Annotated in this window: 20 protein-coding genes and 1 pseudogene; 7 read left to right on the plus strand and 14 right to left on the minus strand. The window is 45.0% G+C overall.

Annotation, left to right across the window (positions count from 1 at the left end):
• A partial coding sequence (locus Q3W56_RS19290; RefSeq protein WP_131121716.1) for an IS3 family transposase occupies nt 1-84 on the plus strand: 84 nt, incomplete at its 5' end.
• 58 nt (nt 85-142) lie between these two features.
• Here Q3W56_RS19290 and Q3W56_RS19295 read toward each other — a convergent pair.
• Entirely contained in the window at nt 143-1423 is a 1281-nt protein-coding gene (locus tag Q3W56_RS19295; protein ID WP_302896551.1) for a M48 family metallopeptidase, read from the minus strand.
• Nucleotides 1424-1572: 149 nt separating this feature from the next.
• On the opposite strand from Q3W56_RS19295, the gene Q3W56_RS19300 reads away from it, so the two are divergent.
• On the plus strand, nt 1573-1968 hold the full coding sequence (locus tag Q3W56_RS19300) for a YhfM domain-containing protein (protein ID WP_019713854.1): 396 nt from the start codon (nt 1573-1575) through the stop codon (nt 1966-1968).
• 43 nt (nt 1969-2011) lie between these two features.
• Here the strand turns inward: Q3W56_RS19300 and lcfB are convergent, their stop codons facing one another.
• The 4 genes from lcfB to Q3W56_RS19320 all read right to left on the minus strand — a co-directional run bounded on the left by lcfB (nt 2012) and on the right by Q3W56_RS19320 (nt 6122).
• Nucleotides 2012-3553, minus strand: coding sequence for a long-chain-fatty-acid--CoA ligase LcfB (gene lcfB, locus Q3W56_RS19305; protein WP_302896552.1), 1542 nt, complete (start codon nt 3551-3553; stop codon nt 2012-2014).
• A 117-nt stretch (nt 3554-3670) separates the two neighbouring features.
• Nucleotides 3671-4315, minus strand: coding sequence for an SDR family oxidoreductase (locus tag Q3W56_RS19310; RefSeq protein ID WP_019713852.1), 645 nt, complete (start codon nt 4313-4315; stop codon nt 3671-3673).
• A 64-nt stretch (nt 4316-4379) separates the two neighbouring features.
• Nucleotides 4380-5375, minus strand: a complete 996-nt coding sequence (lplA, locus tag Q3W56_RS19315; RefSeq protein WP_302896553.1) for a lipoate--protein ligase — start codon at nt 5373-5375, stop codon at nt 4380-4382.
• Nucleotides 5376-5387: 12 nt separating this feature from the next.
• Nucleotides 5388-6122: an MBL fold metallo-hydrolase gene (locus Q3W56_RS19320; RefSeq protein WP_302896554.1), complete on the minus strand. Its 735-nt coding sequence runs from the start codon at nt 6120-6122 to the stop codon at nt 5388-5390.
• 157 nt (nt 6123-6279) lie between these two features.
• On the opposite strand from Q3W56_RS19320, the gene yhfH reads away from it, so the two are divergent.
• Together yhfH and gltT are read left to right on the plus strand one after the other, a co-directional pair.
• Nucleotides 6280-6414, plus strand: a complete 135-nt coding sequence (gene yhfH / locus Q3W56_RS19325; protein ID WP_003224325.1) for a protein YhfH — start codon at nt 6280-6282, stop codon at nt 6412-6414.
• Nucleotides 6415-6683: 269 nt separating this feature from the next.
• A complete protein-coding gene (gltT, locus tag Q3W56_RS19330; RefSeq protein WP_019713848.1) occupies nt 6684-7973 on the plus strand; it encodes a glutamate/proton symporter GltT in 1290 nt (429 codons plus the stop codon).
• A gap of 37 nt (nt 7974-8010) precedes the next feature.
• Here gltT and Q3W56_RS19335 read toward each other — a convergent pair.
• From Q3W56_RS19335 to Q3W56_RS19345, 3 genes and pseudogenes are all read right to left on the minus strand, one after another.
• Nucleotides 8011-8416 (minus strand): annotated as a pseudogene (locus tag Q3W56_RS19335) (ASCH domain-containing protein).
• 12 nt (nt 8417-8428) lie between these two features.
• Nucleotides 8429-9469 (minus strand): M42 family metallopeptidase, encoded by a 1041-nt coding sequence (locus tag Q3W56_RS19340; protein ID WP_302896555.1) that lies wholly within the window; start codon nt 9467-9469, stop codon nt 8429-8431.
• 290 nt (nt 9470-9759) lie between these two features.
• Nucleotides 9760-10536, minus strand: coding sequence for a YhfC family intramembrane metalloprotease (locus Q3W56_RS19345; RefSeq protein ID WP_302896556.1), 777 nt, complete (start codon nt 10534-10536; stop codon nt 9760-9762).
• 125 nt (nt 10537-10661) lie between these two features.
• Between Q3W56_RS19345 and fabHB the strand changes: the two genes are divergently transcribed.
• Nucleotides 10662-11639 (plus strand): beta-ketoacyl-ACP synthase III FabHB, encoded by a 978-nt coding sequence (gene fabHB / locus Q3W56_RS19350; protein ID WP_302896557.1) that lies wholly within the window; start codon nt 10662-10664, stop codon nt 11637-11639.
• 42 nt (nt 11640-11681) lie between these two features.
• Here the strand turns inward: fabHB and Q3W56_RS19355 are convergent, their stop codons facing one another.
• The 6 genes from Q3W56_RS19355 to Q3W56_RS19380 all read right to left on the minus strand — a co-directional run bounded on the left by Q3W56_RS19355 (nt 11682) and on the right by Q3W56_RS19380 (nt 20558).
• Nucleotides 11682-14009: a YhgE/Pip family protein gene (locus Q3W56_RS19355; protein ID WP_302896558.1), complete on the minus strand. Its 2328-nt coding sequence runs from the start codon at nt 14007-14009 to the stop codon at nt 11682-11684.
• A gap of 70 nt (nt 14010-14079) precedes the next feature.
• Nucleotides 14080-14655, minus strand: a complete 576-nt coding sequence (locus Q3W56_RS19360) for a TetR/AcrR family transcriptional regulator (protein WP_302896559.1) — start codon at nt 14653-14655, stop codon at nt 14080-14082.
• Nucleotides 14656-14799: 144 nt separating this feature from the next.
• Nucleotides 14800-16212, minus strand: coding sequence for a protoporphyrinogen oxidase (gene hemY / locus Q3W56_RS19365; RefSeq protein WP_302896560.1), 1413 nt, complete (start codon nt 16210-16212; stop codon nt 14800-14802).
• A 14-nt stretch (nt 16213-16226) separates the two neighbouring features.
• Nucleotides 16227-17159 carry a ferrochelatase gene (hemH, locus tag Q3W56_RS19370; RefSeq protein ID WP_268400242.1) on the minus strand — a complete coding sequence of 311 codons (933 nt, stop codon included), beginning with the start codon at nt 17157-17159 and terminating at the stop codon, nt 16227-16229.
• A gap of 71 nt (nt 17160-17230) precedes the next feature.
• A complete protein-coding gene (gene hemE / locus Q3W56_RS19375) occupies nt 17231-18292 on the minus strand; it encodes a uroporphyrinogen decarboxylase (protein WP_302896561.1) in 1062 nt (353 codons plus the stop codon).
• A 121-nt stretch (nt 18293-18413) separates the two neighbouring features.
• Nucleotides 18414-20558 carry a transglycosylase domain-containing protein gene (locus tag Q3W56_RS19380; RefSeq protein ID WP_302896562.1) on the minus strand — a complete coding sequence of 715 codons (2145 nt, stop codon included), beginning with the start codon at nt 20556-20558 and terminating at the stop codon, nt 18414-18416.
• Between the two features lie 121 nt (nt 20559-20679).
• Between Q3W56_RS19380 and hmoB the strand changes: the two genes are divergently transcribed.
• Complete coding sequence (gene hmoB, locus Q3W56_RS19385; RefSeq protein WP_302896563.1) at nt 20680-21180, plus strand: heme-degrading oxygenase HmoB; 501 nt, start codon at nt 20680-20682, stop codon at nt 21178-21180.
• 49 nt (nt 21181-21229) lie between these two features.
• Entirely contained in the window at nt 21230-21544 is a 315-nt protein-coding gene (locus Q3W56_RS19390) for a hypothetical protein (RefSeq protein WP_019713838.1), read from the plus strand.
• The last annotated feature ends 28 nt before the right edge of the window (nt 21545-21572 follow it).

Raw genomic sequence — 21572 nt, forward strand, 5'->3', positions numbered from 1 at the left:
TACATTCATTATTATAACAATATTCGTATTCAAACGAAACTAAACAACCAATCACCGATAAACTATCGACAATTGGCTGTTTAAAAGGTGTTTTGATCCCTGTCTCAAAAACGGGGGTCAGTCCCTCCATACCTGCTTCTTTTTATTTGTCAGCATCCTGATGTTCCGACGCATTCTCTTCTTTTTCCGCGTGTTGTATCCGTTCCATGATCGAAGGGTGGCTGCCTCTAAAAATTTTTACAAGCACGGGAGGATCAACCTGGCTCAGTCCCGTCACAGCCAAATCCTGAAACGTCTTCACAGCGGCTTCTCTGTTCTCCGTCAGCTCAATCCCATACCGGTCAGCCTGATTCTCCTGATACCGCGAGACCGCGTTAGAAAAAGGCGTGACCGCAAAGCTCAAAACGGACATCAAAAGCAACAACAGCGGCAGTGCTGCAAGGTCATGCCGTCCCTCCAAATGAAACATGCTGCGGGTAAAGCGGACCGTTCGCTTGTAAAGCTTATCAATGATATAAAATCCGGCGAGCGACACGAGCAAATAGCCAGCCAGTCCGATATAGACGTGCTTCATGACATAATGGCCCATTTCGTGGCCCATAATAAAGAGAATTTCAGAATCATCAAGCTTGTTAAGCGTCGTATCCCACAATACAATCCGTTTGTTCGCCCCGATTCCTGTGACATAGGCGTTAAGCGCATTTGTTTTTTCGGACATGTTCACTTCATATACATGATCAGCCGGGATATCGGCTTCTTCTGCCAGCTCTAAAATTTTGCTTTCAAGTTCCTTGTTTTTCAGCGGATAAAAATCATTGTATAAAGGGTCGATCAAGACCGGCTGAATAAAAAACAGAAACAGCGAAAACGGCACAGTTAACAGCCAAGCGTATAACCACCATTTTTTTTCATGCCTTTTGATCAGCCAATAAAACACGAGGACGCAGAGCGTAAAAATCGGAAAGCTGATCCAATAGTCTATGACCTGATCCTTAGCCCAGCTGGCCGCTGTCTGTGTGGAAATATTGTAGTCAAGCGATACTTGATAGCCTATCCAATCTAAAGGCAGCGTCACTAACGTTGTAACCAGCGAAAGCACAAACACAAAACCAATAATCTGCAAAAAACGAAAGGGCACGGCCGCTTCCATCCATTTCTTGATTTTCTTTGAAACGCCGCTGACCAGCAATACAAAAAACAAAAACCAATCAAGAGGAAGCCCTATAAAAAATAAAAAATTTTTTACATTTGAATACTGCTCGGCCACTGCCAATTCAGACGGCTTCATAAAAGAAGCCGGATCAGCCTGCGTCCCTTTCACAGCCTCCGGTACTGTGGAATCACCCGACAGGAAAAAGTACCAATAAAAAAACAGCCCGTACAGCACGTAAGCAAGCCCTGCTGCCGCAATCCACTTGCGCATAACGTCTCACTCCTCACATCAACCCGTTACTTCTATTGTAATCATAAATGCAAATTCTTAGAACCAAGCTGTGTATCCTTACTTTTCCGTCCTATTAGGCATGGATTGCCTGATCACTGGGAAAACTAACAATGTTTGGAGTGATGCAAATGAAAAAAATAGTGGCAGCCATCGTGGTTATTGGTCTTGTGTTTCTTGCATTTTTCTATCTTTACAGCCGGTCAGGCGAAGTGTACCAATCGGTAGACGCGGATTTGATCACGCTGTCTTCAAGCGGCCGGGAAGATATCGAGATTGAAAAAAGGCAGTACGTCAAAGACATGCTGGATATTATGAATCAGGGAAAACAGCTGAAGACAGAAAAAACATCAACCCCTGATTACGAAGGGACAATCAAGTTTCATAAAGACCGGTACGACTCATTCAGACTATGGGTTGACGGCAGCCAGCAGGCCGTTTATTTGAAGGACGGGACATACTACAAATTAAGTAAAAGAGATACAAAGGCGCTGCTTAACATTATTAAAAAAGAAGCAAAAGATTGAAATTGAAAAAGCGAAGCTCGCCGCTTCGCTTTTTACGTATTATTTATTGAGGCAAAATATCTCTCAGCGCCCGCCTGAGCATTTTCCCCGTCGCATTTTTCGGAATGTCGTCAAGAAACGTAATGGCAGCGGGCCGTTTATATTTGGCGAGATGTTTTTCACAGTGCTGCATGATATCCGCTTCTGTTACGCCAGAGCGTTTTGGCACAATATATCCCTTTACCGCTTCCCCGCTTTGGGCGTCCGGCACCCCGATGACAACCGCCTCCTTGACATCTGGGTGGCTGTAGAGCACTTCCTCTACCTCGCGCGGATACACGTTGTACCCTCCTACAATGATCATGTCTTTTTTCCGGTCAACAATGTAAAAATAGCCGTCCTCATCTCTTCTTGCCAAATCCCCCGTATAAAGCCACCCGTCTTTTAACGCATGCTTTGTTTCCATCGGCATTTTATAATAGCCCTTCATCACATTGGGGCCTTTCACGATCAATTCGCCGACCTGGTGTTCGGGCAGCTCGCGTCCGAGCGGATCTACGACCTTGTTTTCGACATGTAAGATACTTGTCCCGATGGAGCCCGGCTTTCTGCCTCTGTCAAACGGGTTAAAACACGTCACGGGCGATGCTTCCGAAAGCCCGTATCCTTCCAAAATGGTCACACCGAATTTTTCTTCAAACGAGGTCAGCAGCGCGACTGGCAACGCCGCACCTCCCGAAATGCACAGCCGAATGGAAGAAAAGTCATCTTTCTTTCCGTTTTCATGCTGAAACAGATAATTATACATCGTAGGCACACCGGCAAAAATGGTCGCCTGGCGCTGCTTAACAAGCTGAAAAATAGATGCAGGACTGAATTGAGGCTCAATTAAAACAGTTGCGCCGCTCATCAGCGGGGCATTCATACAGACGGTTAAACAAAACACGTGGAACATAGGAAGAGCGCAGACCACATTGTCCTTCTCATCCATTCCCAAATAGCCGGCGACATCGTTGGCATTGCTGTACAAATTTTGATGGGTCAACATTGCGCCTTTTGGTTTTCCGGTCGTTCCTGACGTATACAAAATGACCGCGGTATCATCAGGAACAATCTCCGGGCTTTGTTTAGCGGCAGATGTAGGACACAATATCTTTGCAAACGTTGTCATTTTCATCCTGACCTCTGGGTCTGAAGCTTCTGATTCGGTATCTCCCGTCTGGCATAAAATGACGAGCTCAACCTTTGGCAGCGATTCATGCATGCTCTCATAAAGCGGCAAGAGCTGGTCAACGCCCACGATCGCCTTTACATCGCCATTTGTCAGCATATAACCGATTTCTGTGGGCGTGTACAGCGGGTTGATGGGCACTACCACAATCCCAGCTTTTAACGCACCAAAAAACGCGATGATAAAATCCGGCGAATTGCCAAGCAGCAAAGCTAGATGGTCCCCTTTCTCCATACCGGCTTCCTGAAGGCCGTCCGCAAATCGCTGAACTTTTTCATTCAGCTCCTGATACGTCATCATGCGATCCTTAAACCTGCATGCGATGCTGTCGGGCTTCTCAGATGCTGTTTCTTCTAATTTGGAAACAAGATTCATTCTCCCACCCCTTAAAGTGAATGAATAGTCATTCATTATTGAAGCCTAGATTTCCCCTCCATTATAGAGAAACAGAAAAAAACACTCAAGAGCAAAAAGCCCTGAGTGTCAGTACTGTTATAGTTTCTTTAATGCTTCGGCAATCGGTGTATCTCCTTCTGTCAGATCAAAGGCCCGATTTTCCGTATTGGTTTCATCTAAAGAAGCAATGACCGTTTTTGCCACGTCATCACGGGAAATGAATCCCCGTTCCAGATCTGCGGCGACTGAAACAGTTCCCGATCCAGACTCATTGCGAAGGCCTCCCGGACGGATAATCGTATAGGTTAAGCCGCTTGATTCGAGAATTTTATCAGCGTAATGCTTAGCCACATAATAAGGTTTAAGTGATTCATTCCAATTTTCACGGTTGTGGGCTTGCAGAGCGCTAACCATGACAAACCGCTTGATGCCCGCAATATCCGCTGCTTCCATCGCTTTTGCCGCTCCGTCTAGATCCACCAGCAGCGTTTTATCATAACCTGTGCTGCCGCCTGAACCCGCTGTAAAAATGATCGCGTCGCAGCCTTTTGCCGCGGCGGCGATTTCTTCGGGGCTGCCTTCCAGATTCGCAAGCACAGCTTCTGCACCTGCGGCTTCGAGAGACGCTTTCTGTTCTTCTTTTCTGACCATCGCTCTGACAGAATGATCAGGATTGTCTCGGAATAAAGAAACGAGTCTTTGTCCGATTTGTCCGTTCGCTCCGATTAAAAACACTTTCATGTGAATCCCTCCTGCCTCCATTATTTCAAAATCACAACCGGTCTTTCAAACAATGTGTTTTGCCTTAATAAATCAGATCAAGGAAGTCCTCTTTCGTAATGTTCCCAAAGTAATGCTTAAGATTCACACCTGCCAGCGCATCAGCGATGACACTGCGTTCATATTGTTTTCCAACCAGCAGGTTTTCAATTTCAGATACATCACCGGCACCGAAGAAATCTCCGAAGATTTTGCAGTCCTCAATTTTGCCTTTCTTGACTTCCAGACGCAAATCTATCGATCCGATCGGATAACGTTTCGAATGATTAAGGTTAAATTTTGGTGAACGGCCATAATTCCAATCCCAATTCTGGTAGCGCTCTTTCGAAATTTGATGAATGGCCTCCCAATCTTTTTCGGTCAGCTTATACTCCGGTACGTTTTGAATGTCATTTGTGTTGAAAATATGGCGAAGCAAGTGGCTGCGGAATTCTTCCGTAGTCATTTTATCATCAAGAAACTCACTGATGTTTGCCACTCGGCTTCTGATCGATTTGATGCCTTTTGATTCAATTTTATCCTTTTTCACCTTTAACGCTGACACAACATGATCAATGGCTGAATCAAACATGAGAGTGCCGTGGCTGAAAATGCGTCCTTTTGTTGCAAACTGGGCGTTTCCGGATATTTTCCGGCCATTCACTACTATGTCGTTCCGGCCGCTCAATTCTGCTTCAACCCCAAGCTGGTGTAATGCCTGAATCACTGGCTCAGTGAATTTTTTGAAGTTATGAAAGCTGTCCCCATCATCCTTTGTGATAAAGCTGAAATTCAAATTCCCCAGATCATGATAAACAGCGCCTCCGCCTGATAAACGGCGGACGACGACAATCCCGTTTTCCTCTACATATTTTGTATTGATTTCTTCTATTGTATTTTGGTTTTTCCCAATGATAATAGAAGGCTGATTCACGTAAAAGAGCAAATACGGCTGTTTAGGGTCTAAATGCTTTACACAGAACTCCTCGATAGCAAGATTGATCCGCGGATCATTGATATTTTGATTGTCGATAAATAACATGGTGCTCCTCCTTTATCCTTCCCACACAAAACCTGACTTCGCAAGATTCACTTCCCCGCTAAAAACGGTTTTCGCTTCTTTGCGAAGATTATCATGCACGCCGAAATGCGGCAAATGCGTCAGCAGCAGCTCTCCCGCTCCCGCTTCTTTTGCAATTCGTCCGGCTTCCAGGCTGTTCATATGGCCTGCGCTTGTCCCGTCTTGATCAGCATAAAAATTGCATTCTGAGATCAGCAAATCGGCATTTTTCGAAAATGGAATAAATGAATCCTGGTAGCTGGAATCAGCGGTATATACGACAGTATGGCTGCCGTCAGTAATCCGCATGGCATAGCACGTCACCGGGTGAATTGTTTTCAAAAAGGTGACCGTAAACGGACCGGCAGTCAGCGGCTGATCCGGCTGATAGGCAATGCCTTTTGTATGTGTTTTATATGTAAGCTTTTGAAACTGTTCTATATCAGCATCATGTCCGTAAATTGGAAGTGTATGCTCTCCTTTGCCGAGAAACGAACCGACTTGTTTGGCAAATTGCAGCGGCCCGATGTCCGCGATATGGTCATGGTGATAATGAGACAGAATCACCGCATCCAGCTTTTCCGCCGGCACATACCCGAACAGCTTAGATAATACGGCACTGCCGCAATCAACAAGCAAAGAATAATCACCTGATTGAAATAGATAGCCCGACGTCGCTTCATTTGCCGCCGGAAAACCGCCATAGCATCCGATAACTGTAACTTTCATAATGTCCTCCTATCTTTTCAAGAAAATTGATCCTCCTTCAATATACCCATTTTTCTTAAAAAAAGCATGTTTTAAACATTGTATCAAAACAGTTATTGATTTTTATAATCTGTTATATTACAATGAAGGCACTACAAAGGGGAAAGAGGGATTGGTTATGCTGGGGAAAATCACAGATTTTTTTAGAAACCTGCCTTCGAAAAAGTGCGCGGAATGCGGAAAAAAGATAGAAGAGCAGCATGAGTGTTACGGAAACATCTGCAATGACTGTATAAAAGTTAACGATTTATAAAGAGTAAATATCCCGCGCACCATGCGCGGGGTTTTCTTTATTTTTCCACACTTCTTTATTCCGAAATAATAATTACGTTAGGTCAAAGCTCACCTGTTTTTAGATAATTCTGGTGAATCCAGCCTCATTTTAGAAAATTTCTTATTTTCTAAATATAATTTACTATAGACGAATTCATTTCTTATCTATTATAATTTGATCTAATAGTGAGATTAAATATATGTCTATTCATGATATATGTTGATACTTTGTTTTTTGGGAGGTAATCTATGAAAAGAATTAAGTTTGGATTAGCCACACAAATATTCGTTGGACTTATTCTAGGTGTTATTGTTGGCGTTATTTGGTATGGCAACCCAGCATTGCCTACTTACCTGCAGCCAATCGGGGATCTCTTTTTACGCTTAATCAAAATGATAGTGATTCCTATTGTTGTCTCCAGCTTAATCATCGGTGTAGCCGGTGCAGGAAATGGAAAGCAAGTCGGTAAATTAGGCTTCAGAACAATTCTGTACTTCGAGATCATTACGACTTTTGCTATCATTCTCGGACTAGCCCTTGCAAACATCTTCCATCCGGGTACAGGAGTTAATATACACGAAGCTCAAAAATCTGACATAAGTCAATATGTTGAAACTGAAAAAGAGCAAAGCAATAAATCAGTGGCGGAAACGTTCCTGCACATTGTGCCGACAAACTTCTTCCAGTCCTTGGTTGAAGGGGATCTTCTTGCCATCATCTGCTTTACAGTTTTATTTGCATTGGGTATTTCCGCGATCGGTGAACGAGGCAAGCCTGTATTAGCCTTTTTTGAAGGCGTTTCCCATGCCATGTTCCACGTTGTAAACCTTGTGATGAAAGTAGCGCCATTCGGCGTTTTCGCGCTCATCGGAGTGACTGTGTCTAAATTCGGGCTCAGTTCTCTTCTTTCTCTCGGAAAGCTTGTCGGACTGGTGTATGTCGCACTTGCTTTCTTCTTAATTGTCGTGTTTGGAATTGTTGCAAAAATTGCCGGCATCAACATTTTCAAATTCCTTGCTTATATGAAGGACGAAATTTTACTGGCGTTCAGTACGTCCAGCTCTGAAACCGTTCTTCCGCGCATCATGGAAAAGATGGAGAAAATCGGCTGCCCGAAAGGTATTGTTTCATTTGTCATTCCGATTGGATATACGTTTAACTTAGACGGTTCCGTACTCTATCAATCTATTGCCGCGCTGTTTTTGGCACAGGTATACGGAATTGATTTGACGATTTGGCACCAAATTACGCTTGTGCTCGTCCTAATGGTGACATCTAAAGGGATGGCTGCCGTGCCTGGTACTTCTTTTGTCGTCTTGCTTGCGACACTTGGCACGATCGGCGTTCCGGCTGAAGGACTTGCCTTTATTGCCGGCGTAGACCGGATCATGGACATGGCACGTACAGTTGTCAACCTGACTGGTAACGCGCTTGCTGCCGTTGTAATGTCTAAGTGGGAAGGCATGTTTAATCCTGCGAAAGCAGAAACTGTCATGTCTCAAGCAAAAGCAGACCAAAACGCAACCATTTCCGGTTAATGAAAAGCCTGCGGGGTTCTTTCCCCACAGGCTTTTTCTATTCTTGAACGAGCTCAAACAGCTCTGTAATAAACAGTACCCTCATTTAGCTCCAGTTCACCGTTTTTGATCAGTTCCGCCCACGCCATCCGGTGGTCTTTCTGAAATTCCTCAATTCGGTCTGCATTGCCCTCTCCTTTGACTAACCTTATATCAGGCGCTCCAAAGGTCGTTTCAAATACATCGGTCACTTTTATATTGCATCTCGGATTGCCATGTTGATCATAAACGGTAACAAGCTGACCCGCTGTTTGATACACGGCCATTAATTCATCTTTTGAATATAATGATTTCGGCGCACACGTGGCTGTTTTTTCTCCGGCGAGGATTTGCTGAATCAGCAGTTCCCCTAAGCCGTCATCACCTTCCCAGCCGAAAGTGCTTTTCAGCTTATATATCTTCATCCGCCTCTCCCCTTATACCATCGGTGACTGTACATAATAGTAAAGAAGCTTAGCCGTATGGGAAAGAGACGATTTATGGGTGCGTTCAAATGCATGCGAAGCGTCAATTCCCGGCCCGATAAGGCCATGCACAATATCATGCCCGGATTTGATCGCTGCTGACGCATCCGACCCGTAGTATGGGTAAATATCAAGCTTATAGTCGATATGATGCTTCTCGGCTAAATGGACTAAATGCTTTCTCAGCTGATAATGATACGGCCCGCTCGCATCCTTCACACAGATTGATACTGAATATTCATCTGTCGCCTGCCCGTCACCGATAGCACCCATATCAACCGCCAAATATTCGACTGTTTCAGGAGGAATATTCGAGTTCCCGCCGTATCCGATTTCTTCATTATTCGAAATGAGAAAATGGGTTGGATACGGCAATTCAATTTCTTCTGTTTGAATTTGATGAATTAAGCGGAGCAATAAAGCGACGCTTGCCTTGTCATCCAAATGGCGCGATTTAATAAATCCGCTTGATGTGATCTCGACACGGGGATCAAACGACACAAAATCTCCGACGCCAATGCCAAGCTCTTCAGTATCTTTCCGGCAGTGAACAGGTTCATCAAGGCGGATCTCCATATTCTCTTGATTCCGCTCAGCTTTTCCCGCGTCTTTGTATACGTGCACTGACGTTTGATGCATTAAAATTGTGCCTGTATACGTTTTTCCCGAGGCCGTTTCAATTTGGCAATACTCCCCCTCAATCGAGTTGTAGCGGAACCCGCCGATTAAATCAATTGTCAGCCGGCCGTCAGCTTTAATTTCTTTTACCATAGCGCCGAGCGTGTCAACGTGCGCCGTCAGCATGCGGTGCCGGGATGTATCGCGTCCAGGAAGCGTTGCAATTAAGCCGCCCTTATGGTTCCGAACCGTTTCTACCTTCCATTCTGTTAAAAGGCTTTCAATATAATGGATCACCTCATATGTATTTCCTGTCGGGCTTGGGATCGATACAAGTTCTTTAATGAGCTCCATTGTTTTACGTACGGACGTCATAGGACATTCCTCCTTTTACTTTTCTATATAAAATATACTCTTTTCCCGAGGGGCCCGTCCAACCTTTTCCTATCAATCTCTCATATGCTGTAGTAAGCATGGAAAGAGCAGAAATCTCCACGATCATTGCAAGAAACAGAAATATGCCATAACCCTTGCGAGAAGAAGAAAATGAAAAACCACTGTTTCTCTTGTAAATAACACAGATGCTTGCTCATTGCTAAGGACTAAAACAGAAATACGCTGATGACCATGCTATGAATACGAGCAAACTATGCCGCTTGGACTTTTTAGCGAAACAGACTTTTTGCTTTTACAATCCAATAGACGGATATGACAGCGATTAGAGCAACAATGATTTCAACAGCAGCAGCATGCTCTATAATTCCTTTTTGGTATAAAACCGCCGGAACATTAAAGAGTGCATGTAAAAGAATAGAATACAGCAAAAACAGCGGCCTGCGGCTTTTAACCGCATACAAGACAAGCAACGACAGCCCGATTTGAACAGCCATCGCACTGATTCTTTCTATTCCGCCCAGCAGCCATTCATACGAATGGGTGTGCAGCAGCTGCTCCTGTATCGGCAGAAGCACCTGTTTGATCTCTTCATTGTTTAAAAGCTGTTCAAACGTTCCGCTATTAATCGCAATGGCGTACACAATAAGCGAGATAGAGGACAAGCCTGTAATCAGGATGGCTTCAAGCCCGCCATGGCCCGTTCCGAAGGCCAGGCCATCCTTCCAAGCATCATGGCGCTTCAAAACTATTCTCATCATGATATACCTTCCGCACTCTTCAAAAATCCCAGCCATCAAACAGCCGTAAACGCCATACCACAATGGACTTTGCATGGCTGCTTTCGTCATTTCATTCACTTGCAGTACATAAACGTGAACACCGCCCTCCAACAGCTGAGCAAAGACAAAAAACGTGAGAGCACCAATAAAAAACACCTTTAACGAAGCGCCATACTTTCGCCTAAACCATACTATCAATCCGATCGGCAATAAAAACGCAATAACACCAGAGACCGCCATAAAGACTATTGCTTCTTGACTGACCATTTACCAGCCTCCTTTTTCTATTTCTAGATTCCCTATCTCACATGTTCTCTTTTTTTATGAAAAACCCTTTTTAGTACCAGATACTAATATCTAGTGTTATAATCTGATCACAAGGAGTGATTCATATGTCAAAAGCAAAAATGACAGCTATCGGCACCTATGCGCCGAGCAGGCGCTTAACCAATGCTGATTTAGAAAAGATTGTTGACACGTCAGATGAGTGGATTGTTCAGCGCACAGGAATGAGAGAACGGAGAATTGCGGATGAGCATCAGTTCACCTCTGATTTATGCATCGAAGCGGTGAAGGATCTTAAGAGCCGTTATGAAGGGACACTTGATGATATCGATATGATCCTCGTTGCCACAACAACATCTGACTATGCCTTTCCGAGTACGGCATGCCGTGTGCAGGAATATTTCGGCTGGGAAAGCACCGGCGCGTTGGATATTAATGCGACGTGCGCCGGGCTGACATACGGCCTTCATTTGGCAAACGGATTAATCTCATCCGGCCTTCATCAAAAAATTCTCGTCATTGCCGGAGAGACACTTTCAAAAGTAACGGATTATACTGATCGAACGACATGTGTTCTCTTCGGCGACGCTGCAGGTGCGCTGTTGGTTGAACGAGATGAAAAGGCACCCGGATTTCTTGCGTCTGTCCAAGGAACAAGCGGGAACGGCGGAGATATATTGTACCGTGCCGGACTGCGAAATGAACAAAACGGGGTTCAGCTTGCCGGTTCCGGTAAAATGGTCCAAAACGGCCGTGAAGTGTATAAATGGGCGGCGAGAACTGTTCCCCGTGAATTTGAACGTCTTTTACATCAAGCGGGTCTGACAAGCGGCGACCTCGATTGGTTTGTGCCTCACAGCGCCAACCTGCGCATGATCGAGTCGATTTGTGAAAAAACACCGTTCCCGATTGAAAAAACGCTTACCAGTGTCGAATACTACGGAAACACGTCTTCTGTTTCGATTATTTTGGCGCTGGATCTCGCAGTGAAAGCCGGAAAGCTGGAACGAGACCAAACCTTGATGCTTTTCGGGTTTGGCGGCGGATTAACCTATACAGGATTGCTTGTCAAATGGGGAATGTAATAAAAAAAGAACTTGTTTCATCGGAAACAAGTTCTTTTTTTATTATGAAGCCGGCTGTTCTTCTGATGTTTCTTCCTTCCGGCTTAAAATCGTAAAGTAAGTAATGCTGAGCGCAATCATGACGAGGGCAATGCCGATTAAGACGCCGGCCATCTGCCACATGTAGCCAAAATCCCCGTTTGAAATGACCGCTCTGAAACCGTTTATGCTGTAGGTCATCGGCAATGCGCCATGGATGACTTGATAGAAATTCGGGAGCAATTCTAACGGGAAGGTTCCTCCGCTGGCACCGAGCTGAAGCACCAAAATAATGACTGCGATAAATCGCCCCGGATTGCCCATCGTTGTCGCCAAAAATTGAATCATCGCTAGGAAAGCGAGACTAGTAATAATCGTAAACACGTAAAATCTCCACGTGCTCTCAACCTCGAGTCCTATTCCAAGAAGCAGAATTGTCGCTACAATCACCGATTGAATGATTCCCACGAGCATCATCACATTGAATTTGCTAAAGAACCACTCAAAACCGTTTCTCGGACGTCCTGACGCTTCCTTCAGCGGGAAGACCACCGTCAGCATGATGCCGCCGACATACAAGCCCATTGACAGGATATAAGGTGTCAGCCCTGTCCCGTAGTTAGGAACAGAATGGATGGCATCATCTTTGGTTTTAACCGGATCGGCAAACATGCTGTATGTTTGATCGTCAGCATCGATATCTCCTGTTTGATCAGCCGCATCCTTCAGCTTACTAGACAGCTCTCCTGTGCCGTCTAATAGCTTGCCTAAACCTGTATCAAGAGATTCAGATCCTTCTGCGAGTTTTGAAGATCCGCTTTGGACTTGTTTAGACCCGTCTAACAGTTTCAGCAATCCGCCAGATACTTGACTGCTTCCTGTCACCAATTGCTCTGAGCCTGCTTTTGCTTTTGCGAATTGCTTATTATATTCACCGATACCGGCTGTCAGTTTATTTTGGTTTTCTGTCAGTTGCTGTGAACCGTTGTATATCTTCTGGGCTCCTTCAGTTAATCTGTCGATCGCATCTAGAGTCGTTTTTGCGCCGTTATAAAGCTTAGAAGTAGCTTCCGGCATAGCTTTCAGCTGTGCCACCTGCGCTTTCACATCTTCCAGAGAGCTTTTCATCGCTGAAATGTCAGGCAGCTGATCAGCTGATGGCAGCTGGCTTAAGATTTTATCAACATCAGGCGCATCAACTTGCGGAAGCTTCTTCTCAACAGAGTTGATCAGCTGGCTCTTCTGCTCCGCTGTTAAGAAATCACTCGAATTGATGAGATTTTTAAATGCCTGATCACGGTTTTTTAAGCTGTTTTCAAAGTCCGTCAGCTGTTTTTGGAAATCTTTCATCGCTGTTTCTGAGCTTTCCAGGTTGTTCACAGCTGTTTCAAGCTTCGTTAAATCGACTGCATTGATGATCTTTTCCGCTTTTGCCGCCTTCTCAGAACCTTCTTGGACTTTACTGTTGAGCTGATCCAGCCCGTTTGTGAGATTAGGCAAGCCCTGCTGAACGTTTTGAAGGCCGCCAAGCAGTTCATTCATCTTGCCCGTCAGCTCGCCTGATCCTGCCGCAAGCTTTCCTGAGTTTTCATAAATCGTACTGCTGCTGTCCTGGAATTTTCCGAGCGAGCTGTCAAGTGATTGGATACCGCTTGTCACCTGAGCCGCTCCTTCTGCAAGCTGCGCCGTTTTGTCACTGATAGTGGCAGTGCTTTCCTTCAGCTTCTCCAGATTTTCTTTCAGCTGGGCGCTTCCGTTTTTCGCATCCTTTGTGCCATCATCAATTTTTTTCGCTCCGCTGCTCGCGTCGCTCAAACCTTTGGCGATATCTTTAAAGTTATCAAAAATGACTTTCGTATATTGCTCGGTCACTTCTTTTGAAACAGAGGCTTTCAGTTTATCAATCGCTTTTTCACCGATCGTTGCCCCTACATAGTTCGAACCGGCATTCGTATGGTATTTCAAATCCAGTTTTTTCGGATTTTTGTCTAATACAGTGCTGGCATTCTTTGAAAAATCCTCAGGAATCTCGACAACTAAGTAATATTTTTGATTTAATAAGTCCTTTAACGATTGGTCGAGATCACTTGAAAAATGCCAATCAAAGTTGTCATTATCCTTTAATTCTTTGACCAGATCATCACCGATTTGAAGTTTTTCTCCTTCATACGTTGCTCCTTTGTCTTGGTTGACAACAACGACAGGCAGCTGGTCAACTGTGCCGTATGGATCCCAATAAGCCTTTAAGAACACGCCGCTGTAAATAAGCGGGACAAACAAAATGGCAATAATGGGAATCAATAGTTTTTTACTTGTTACGATGTCTTTCCACTGACTTCGTATTGTGTTCATCCTGATGCCTCCATTCTAAAACTGACTCATTATGAAAAATGGTCATTTTCTTGCAAAGAGAAAGGATTATCTAGTTGGCTGACAATCCTTTCACAACATACAATTCAAGCAGTTCCGCAATCGTCTCTTTGTCGAGCGGGGGATGCTGTTTTTCCCAATCGAAAATGAGCGCGATATAAAGCTTCAGCATCACAAAAGCTGTTAGCTCAGGGTCACATGGCTTGATTGCACCGCTTTCAATCCCGTCTTCAATTTTACTTTTTATATAAGATAGAATGCCTCGCTCCATTTTCTGGATCACTTCCTGAACTGCCATTGTACCAATCTCAGCATTTTCTTGGAAAATTTTAATCGTCAGCTGATGTGTTTTCCTAAACTCTAGAATGGCAAACAGCGCCCTGTGCACATTTTCATGGAACGGAAGGTACGGCTCCATCGCTTCGTCCGCTTTTTGCTTCATTTCCTTCAATAAAGTAGTGAAAATCTCATCAAACAGCTCTTCTTTGTTTTTGAAAAAAGTATAAATGGTTCCCTTCCCCACGTTCGCAAGCTTGGCCACAAGATCCATTGTCGTCGCTTTATACCCGAACTGAGTGAAAGATTTTGTCGCCGCCTCCAAAATGAGCTTTTTTCGATCTATTGACATTGTATTCACCTCGAAACTGACTGTTTGAACATTTTAGTCATTAAGTACATATGCAAATGTATCATAACCTGCTGATCAATTCAATCATTTTTTACACAATATTGCCATTCCACAACAAAAAACCTCCGCCAGAGCGGAGGTTTTTCAGCTGAATAGATAGGTAAGCGCGTCAGACACGGCAGCTTTTCCTTGATCGATGCAGTCGGGAATTCCGACACCTTCAAAAGAAGCGCCTGTCACGTAGACACCCGGATATGCGGAGGCCAGTGCTTCGCGCAGCTCTTTGATGCGCTGCCTGTGGCCGACATGGTACTGCGGCATGCTTTCAGGCCAGCGGGTGACACATGTCATTTCCGGCTCCCCGTCTATGTTCATGACTTTTTTTAAGTCTTCTAACACAATGTTGATAATGTCGTTATCTGAGAGATCAACGATGGATTCGTCTCCGGCTTTTCCGACATACGCCCGAAGCAGCGTTTTGCCTTCCGGCGCTGCGTGCGGCCATTTTTTGTTCGTCCACGTACAGGCTGTGATCGCGAAATCACTGTTTCTTGAGATAACGAAGCCCGTTCCCTCATGCTCCATTTGGACAGCGCCTTCAGGGAAGCCCAAGGCGACATTTGCCACGGATGTGGAGTGCATATGTTTCAAATGAGAAATGGCAGGTAGCTCAGGTAGCATTCCTGCAGCCGCTTTATGCGGAGCAGTCACAATCACTGATTCAGCATCAAGTGTGACGCCGTTATCCAGTTCGAGCGAGTAGCCAGTGCCGCCTCGGTTGATCTTGGTCACTTTTGTGCCTTTGTACACGTTCGTCAGCTTTAATTGCTTTTCAATCTCTTCTACAAGGGTCTGCAAACCCGTTGAAAGGGTCTGGAACTGCCCTTGCTTTTTAGCTGTGATTTGCTGCCCGGAGCCCTGAGGCCTTGTTTTTTTCATGCCGAGAATTAAACTTCTGTGCTTTTGTTCCGTCTGATAAAATTGCGGAAAAGTCGACATTAAGCTGAGCTTGTCTATGTCGCCAGCGTAGATGCCTGATAGAAGCGGCTCGATTAAATTCTCAACCACTTCATCTCCGACACGCCTGCGGAAAAATTCTCCCAATGACTGATCGTCTTTTGATTTGCTTGCAGGCAGGATAAAATCCATAGCGGCCCTTGCCTTCCCTGACACAGAAAACAGACCAGTTGAAACGAACGGCGCGATTTTTGTCGGTATCCCCATCACGGAGCCCTTCGGCATTGGATGCAGGGTGCGGTTTACAAGCACATAGGATTGACCTGTCGCATTGTTGACAAGCAAATGCTCAAGGCCGACATCTTTGACAAGCTGCGGAGCGCTTGTCTTCCGTTCCAGAAATGAGTCAGGCCCTCTTTCAATGATATAGCCGTCTTTCTTGACGGTTTGGATTTTCCCGCCGACTCTAGGACTTGCCTCAACAAGCGTCACCTCAAGGGGCAGATTTTTTTCTTTGATTTCTTTTTCCATATAGAAGGCGGCGGCTAAACCGGTAATGCCGCCGCCGATGATGACTACATGTTTTTTGCCGTCACTCATGTTCATCGCCTTCTTTAACGTCCTAATTTTTTCAATACAACTGTTGCTAATGCATCAATAAATTCCGGCTTTGCATTCGGCATTTCCGGGCGGTAGTAGCTTGCGCCGATATCGTCAGTGACCACTTTACATTCATAATCATTATCATAAAGCACTTCTAGATGATCTGCTACAAATCCGACAGGGACATATACGAATGCCTGATACCCTTTTTGTTCGAATAAATCACGTGTTAAATCCTGTACATCAGGTCCGAGCCAAGGATCAGGCGTGTTCCCTTCGCTTTGCCAGCCGACAGCATATTCGGAAACGCCTGCACCATCAGCAATCAATTTCGCCGATTCATGAAGCTGGTCCGGGTACGGGTCTCCCAATTCTTTAATTTTTTCCGGCAGACTGTGCGCGGATACGATAAGCATTGCGTTTTCTCTTTCGTCTTCAGGCATTGACGCATATGTTTCCTTCACTCGGTCAACCCAGTATTTCACGAATTTCGGTTCATCGTACCAGCTTTCAACAGACGTAATCGTTAAGCCGCCAAGTTTTTCAGCCTCTTCTTTGGCACGTTTGTTGTAGGACTGCACGCTGAACGTGGAGAAATGCGGTGCCAGCACGATGCTGACCGCTTCTGTAATGCCATCCTTATGCATTTCTGCCACAGCATCTTCAATAAATGGCTCGATATGCTTCAGTCCGATATACGCTTTAAATGTTATCTCGTCCTGAATCTCATTTAAGTGCTGTTCAAGCTTGTGCGCTTGCTCTTCTGTGATTTTGGCAAGCGGTGAAATGCCGCCAATTGCTTCGTATCTGTCTTTCAAATCTTGAAGCATTTCAGGTTCAGGCTTTCTGCCTCTTCTGATATGTGTATAATAACGTTCGATATCTTCTTCTTTATAAGGCGTGCCGTACGCCATAACGAGAAGCCCCATTTTCTTTTTACTCACTGTTTACACCCTCTTTAATGATCTGATACAAACATTTTGACAGGATATCATTCAGATACCAAAAGATATGCTTAGGAATATTGACCCGTTTTTTTGTTTTGTGAATATTTATGGACAAAAGCAGTCAGTTTTTTCAGGACCTTAGGACTGACGTCAGGAAAGACCCCGTGTCCAAGATTGAAAATGAAGCTGTCCGATTTCATGCCCTGATCAAGTATTTCCGTCGTTTTTTTCTCAATGACTTCCCATGGCGCGAGCAAAATGGACGGGTCCAGGTTGCCCTGCACTGTTTTAGAGATGCCTTTTGACCTGGCTTCATCAATGCTGAGCCTCCAATCGAGCCCGACAACATCGAGAGGAAGGTCATGCCAATCACCTGCCAGATGGCTTGCGCCTACGCCAAACATGATCAGCGGCACATTCTCCTCCGCAAGCTCTGAAAAAATCCGGTTCATCACGGGTTTGATGTATGTTCTGTAATCTGCTTGATTCAGCGCGCCGACCCACGAATCAAAAATTTGAATCGCTTTTGCGCCTGCCTTAATTTGCGCTTTCACGTACACAATGATCATGTCGGCAAGCTTGGACATCAGCAGGTTCCATGCATCCGGCATGCTGTACATGAAGGCTTTTGTTTTATTGTAGTTTTTGGACGGACCGCCTTCAATCATATAACTGGCCAGCGTAAAAGGCGCCCCTGAGAAACCGATGAGCGGGACGTTGAGCTGCTCATTGACAAGCAGTTTAATCGTCTCAAGCACGTACGGCACGTCCTGTTCCGGATCAATCTGACCGAGTTTTTCAATGTCCGCCAGAGAACGGATTGGCTGATCAATCACAGGCCCGATCCCGTTTTTGATTTCAACATCTACACCGATTGACGGCAGCGGAGTCATGATATCTTTATAAAGGATCGCAGCATCAACTCCGTATTGCTCAACCGGCAGTCTTGTGACATACGCACAAAGTTCCGGCTGATGTGTAATGTCAAACAATCCGTACTTTTCCTTTAGCTTACGGTATTCCGGCTGTGATCGCCCTGCTTGTCTCATATACCATACAGGCGTGTGATCCGCTTTTTCTCCCCGTGCTGCTTTTAAAAACGTCTCGTTAAACGTTTCTCGTTTACTCATCTGATTTCCACCTTTCATACTGCAACCATACGTTCGTATTTCTTGACTTATTACACTATACCTTGTTTTAGGCAAATGGTATAGAAGTGAGGCTCAAAGTTCAAAAAATCGCCGAATTCCATTATGAGGAAAACAATTTAGGCTGAACGTAATCGGTTCCTTCCCCTTCTCTCTTTGTCTGTGAATTATAAGGCACAATTTTATAAGAAGCGCCCGAAAACAAGTTGGCATAAGGGATTTCATAGCTTCCCTTTCCTTCAACTGAATCAAGAAGCGTCTCCTTGCCGTCCTTATTTACATAAATTCTGTATACGGCCCGGTCATCCTCTTGAGCGTCCCATTTTAATTCAATGGTAAAGAGCCCCGCAGCTTTAAATGTGTAATTTGCTTTCAGCTTTTTGACCGGCTCCAGCTTAATTGGGCTTTCCAGTTCTTTGACGTTTTTAGGCTTCGTAAACACAGAACCGGTTTCTCCGGCCTGTGTCAAAATATCCTTAAACAGTCTCGTCGAATACGCGCTGCCGCCTTTTAAATAATGACTTTGATCCGTTTTGTCATAGCCCATCCAGACAGCCCCGGTTATTTTCGGCGTATAGCCTGCAAACCAGGCGTCCTTAGTCGCTCCGGAGACGCCAGGATAAGAAGTAGAGCCTGTTTTTCCCGCTAGATCGCCGTGATAAGTGCCGGTCGTTGCCGTTCCCTTTTTAACCACCTGCTGCAGCATTCTCGTCATATTCCATGACGTTTGCTTGCTGAATACTCTCTTTCCTTCTTCTTTATATTCGGCTATTATTTCTCCGTCTTCATCCTTTATGCTGGAAATAAAGTACGGTTCAGTATACGTTCCATTCGCGGCAAATGTATGAAATGCGCCGGCAAGCTGAAGAGGCGAAACGCCTTTTTCCAAGCCGCCTAGAGCGAGAGCAAGCCCTTCATCAGGGATATCAATGCCGTTTGCTTTCAAATAAGATTTGCCTGTTTCGACGCCGATTTCATTCAATGTCCAGACAGCCGGCGCGTTTTTGCTGTACGTAATGGCGTCAGACATGGTCACTTCGCCCTCATATTGGCTGTCATAGTTTTTCGGCGTATAATCTCCGTAGGATTGCAGCTCATCCTTCAATAGAGAGTAGGGCTTAAATTTCTTTTCTTGCATCGCCGGTCCGTATACTGCAAGCGGCTTAAATGTGGAACCCGGCTGGCGGGCAGCTGTGACACGGTTATACCCCTTTGCTGTGTAATCTCTTCCGCCGATCGCCGCTTCCACACCGCCTGTCTTGTTATTGATAAAGACCGCGCTACCTTCGGCATTTTGATCAGTTCCAGGATAATAGCTATCCAGCTTCATCACCTGATAAGCCGTCTTTTGCAGCTTCGAATCAAGCGGCACCTTGATCGTGAATCCGCCTTGAAGGAGCTGCTCACCGGAAATCGAGTACTTGTCCTCCGCCTCTTCAATCACAAGATCAATATAGCTGTCAAACCAAGGTGTTTCCGACTGTTTCTTCACGTTCAGCCCTAGCGTCCTCCCCTGCGCGCTGACAGCCTCTTTTGCACTGATGTAGCCTTGGTCATTCATCATGCCAAGAATCGTATCACGCCGCTCCTTACTTTTATCAGGATGCAAAACCGGAGAATACGTAGAAGGCGCCTTCGGAATAGCGGCCAAAACCGCACCTTCAGATACAGTTAAATCTTTTACTTCTTTATTAAAATAATAGTGGGACGCCGCTTGTATGCCGTAGACACCATGTCCGAAGTAAAGCTGGTTCAAATACATTTCCAATAGCTTGTCCTTGCTGTAATCCCGTTCAAGATTGATTGCAATGATCACTTCTTTTGTTTTTCTTAAAAACGTTTTGTCATGTGTCAGAAAAATATTTTTGGCAAGCTGCTGGGTGATCGTGCTCCCGCCTTCCACCTTTCCGCCTGCTAATATATCGCGGTATACTGCCCTTCCAACAGATTTCACATCGATACCGTGGTGTTCATAAAATCTCTTATCTTCCACTGCGATAAACGCTTCTCTGACCTCTTTCGGAATTTCATTGATAGAGACCGGTTCACGATTTTCAGTAAACAGACTTGCGACCTCATCCCCATTTTGATCCACAATTTTTGAAGATGCATGAAGGATCAGCTTCTTTTCATCTATAACATAATGACCGAGAAAAATGATTGAAATATATCCTATTAAAGCGAGAAAAGCAGTTAACACTAAAATAATGATGGGAATGAAAAGTTTCTTATTCTTTATCTTAAACATGAACTCACCTCGCCTTTCTAAAGGTAGTATGGGAAAAATTGTTTGGAATTATGTTCGAAGCACTCGCCAATAGAAACTTATACCATTGTTTTGATATACTAGCAAGCAGGAGGTGGCTGATATGAAGGTTTATATTACATATGGGACAGCCGATTTTTTAAAAACGATCGTAAAGAAGCATCCCTCGGAAAATATCCTTTTGATGCAGGGGCAGGAAAACGCGATTTTGATCCACGAAACAAGCGGAGATACGGTTTTCCAGGCACCCCATGCTTACGAAGTGATTGACCAAGTCGGAGAGATAAAGCATCCCGGTTTTGCAGTATTGAATAATATTGCCGTCACTCAGGAAGGACGTCCGCTGTTTGAAAACAAATTTAAAAACAGAGCGGGAAAAGTCGAAAACGAGCCTGGTTTTGAAGCGATTCGTGTGCTCCGACCGCTTGACAGTGACACCTATGTCATTCTCACCTTGTGGGAAACGGAAAGAGCCTTTCAAGATTGGCAGCAGTCCGATTCATACAAAGAAGCCCACAAAAAACGCGTTACGTCTGCCGGAATAGACACAACGTCGATCTTTTCCCGGCCTTCGTATGTCACCACTTATTCCGCTGTCGAGTAGCTGCCGGTATGCCGGCAGCTTTTGTTATGGCGAAAGGGAGGGAATCTAGATGAAGTATATTTGCCCAGTCTGCGGGTTTAAAGGGCTGACAGAACCGGCATATGATGATCAAGGGAATCACTCCTATGAAATCTGCTCGTGCTGCGGCTTCCAATTCGGATTCGACGATTATGAAATGATGCGTGAGGACGGTTCATATTTAGACCCTTCGGAAAGCATAATCGCCTACCGAAAAAACTGGCTCGCTGCCGGTGCCGTTATTTTTTCACCCGAATGCTATCCGCAGCATCAGCAGCAGGCTAAAAAAGTATTAAAACACCAGTTGATCGAGCAGCTAAAACATATTGATATCTATCTGAAGTAATATCTGCGATCGGGCGCCCTCCATCCCG

It is taken from the genome of Bacillus sp. C28GYM-DRY-1 (genome assembly GCF_030519405.1).
GTDB lineage: Bacteria > Bacillota > Bacilli > Bacillales > Bacillaceae > Bacillus > Bacillus spizizenii_A.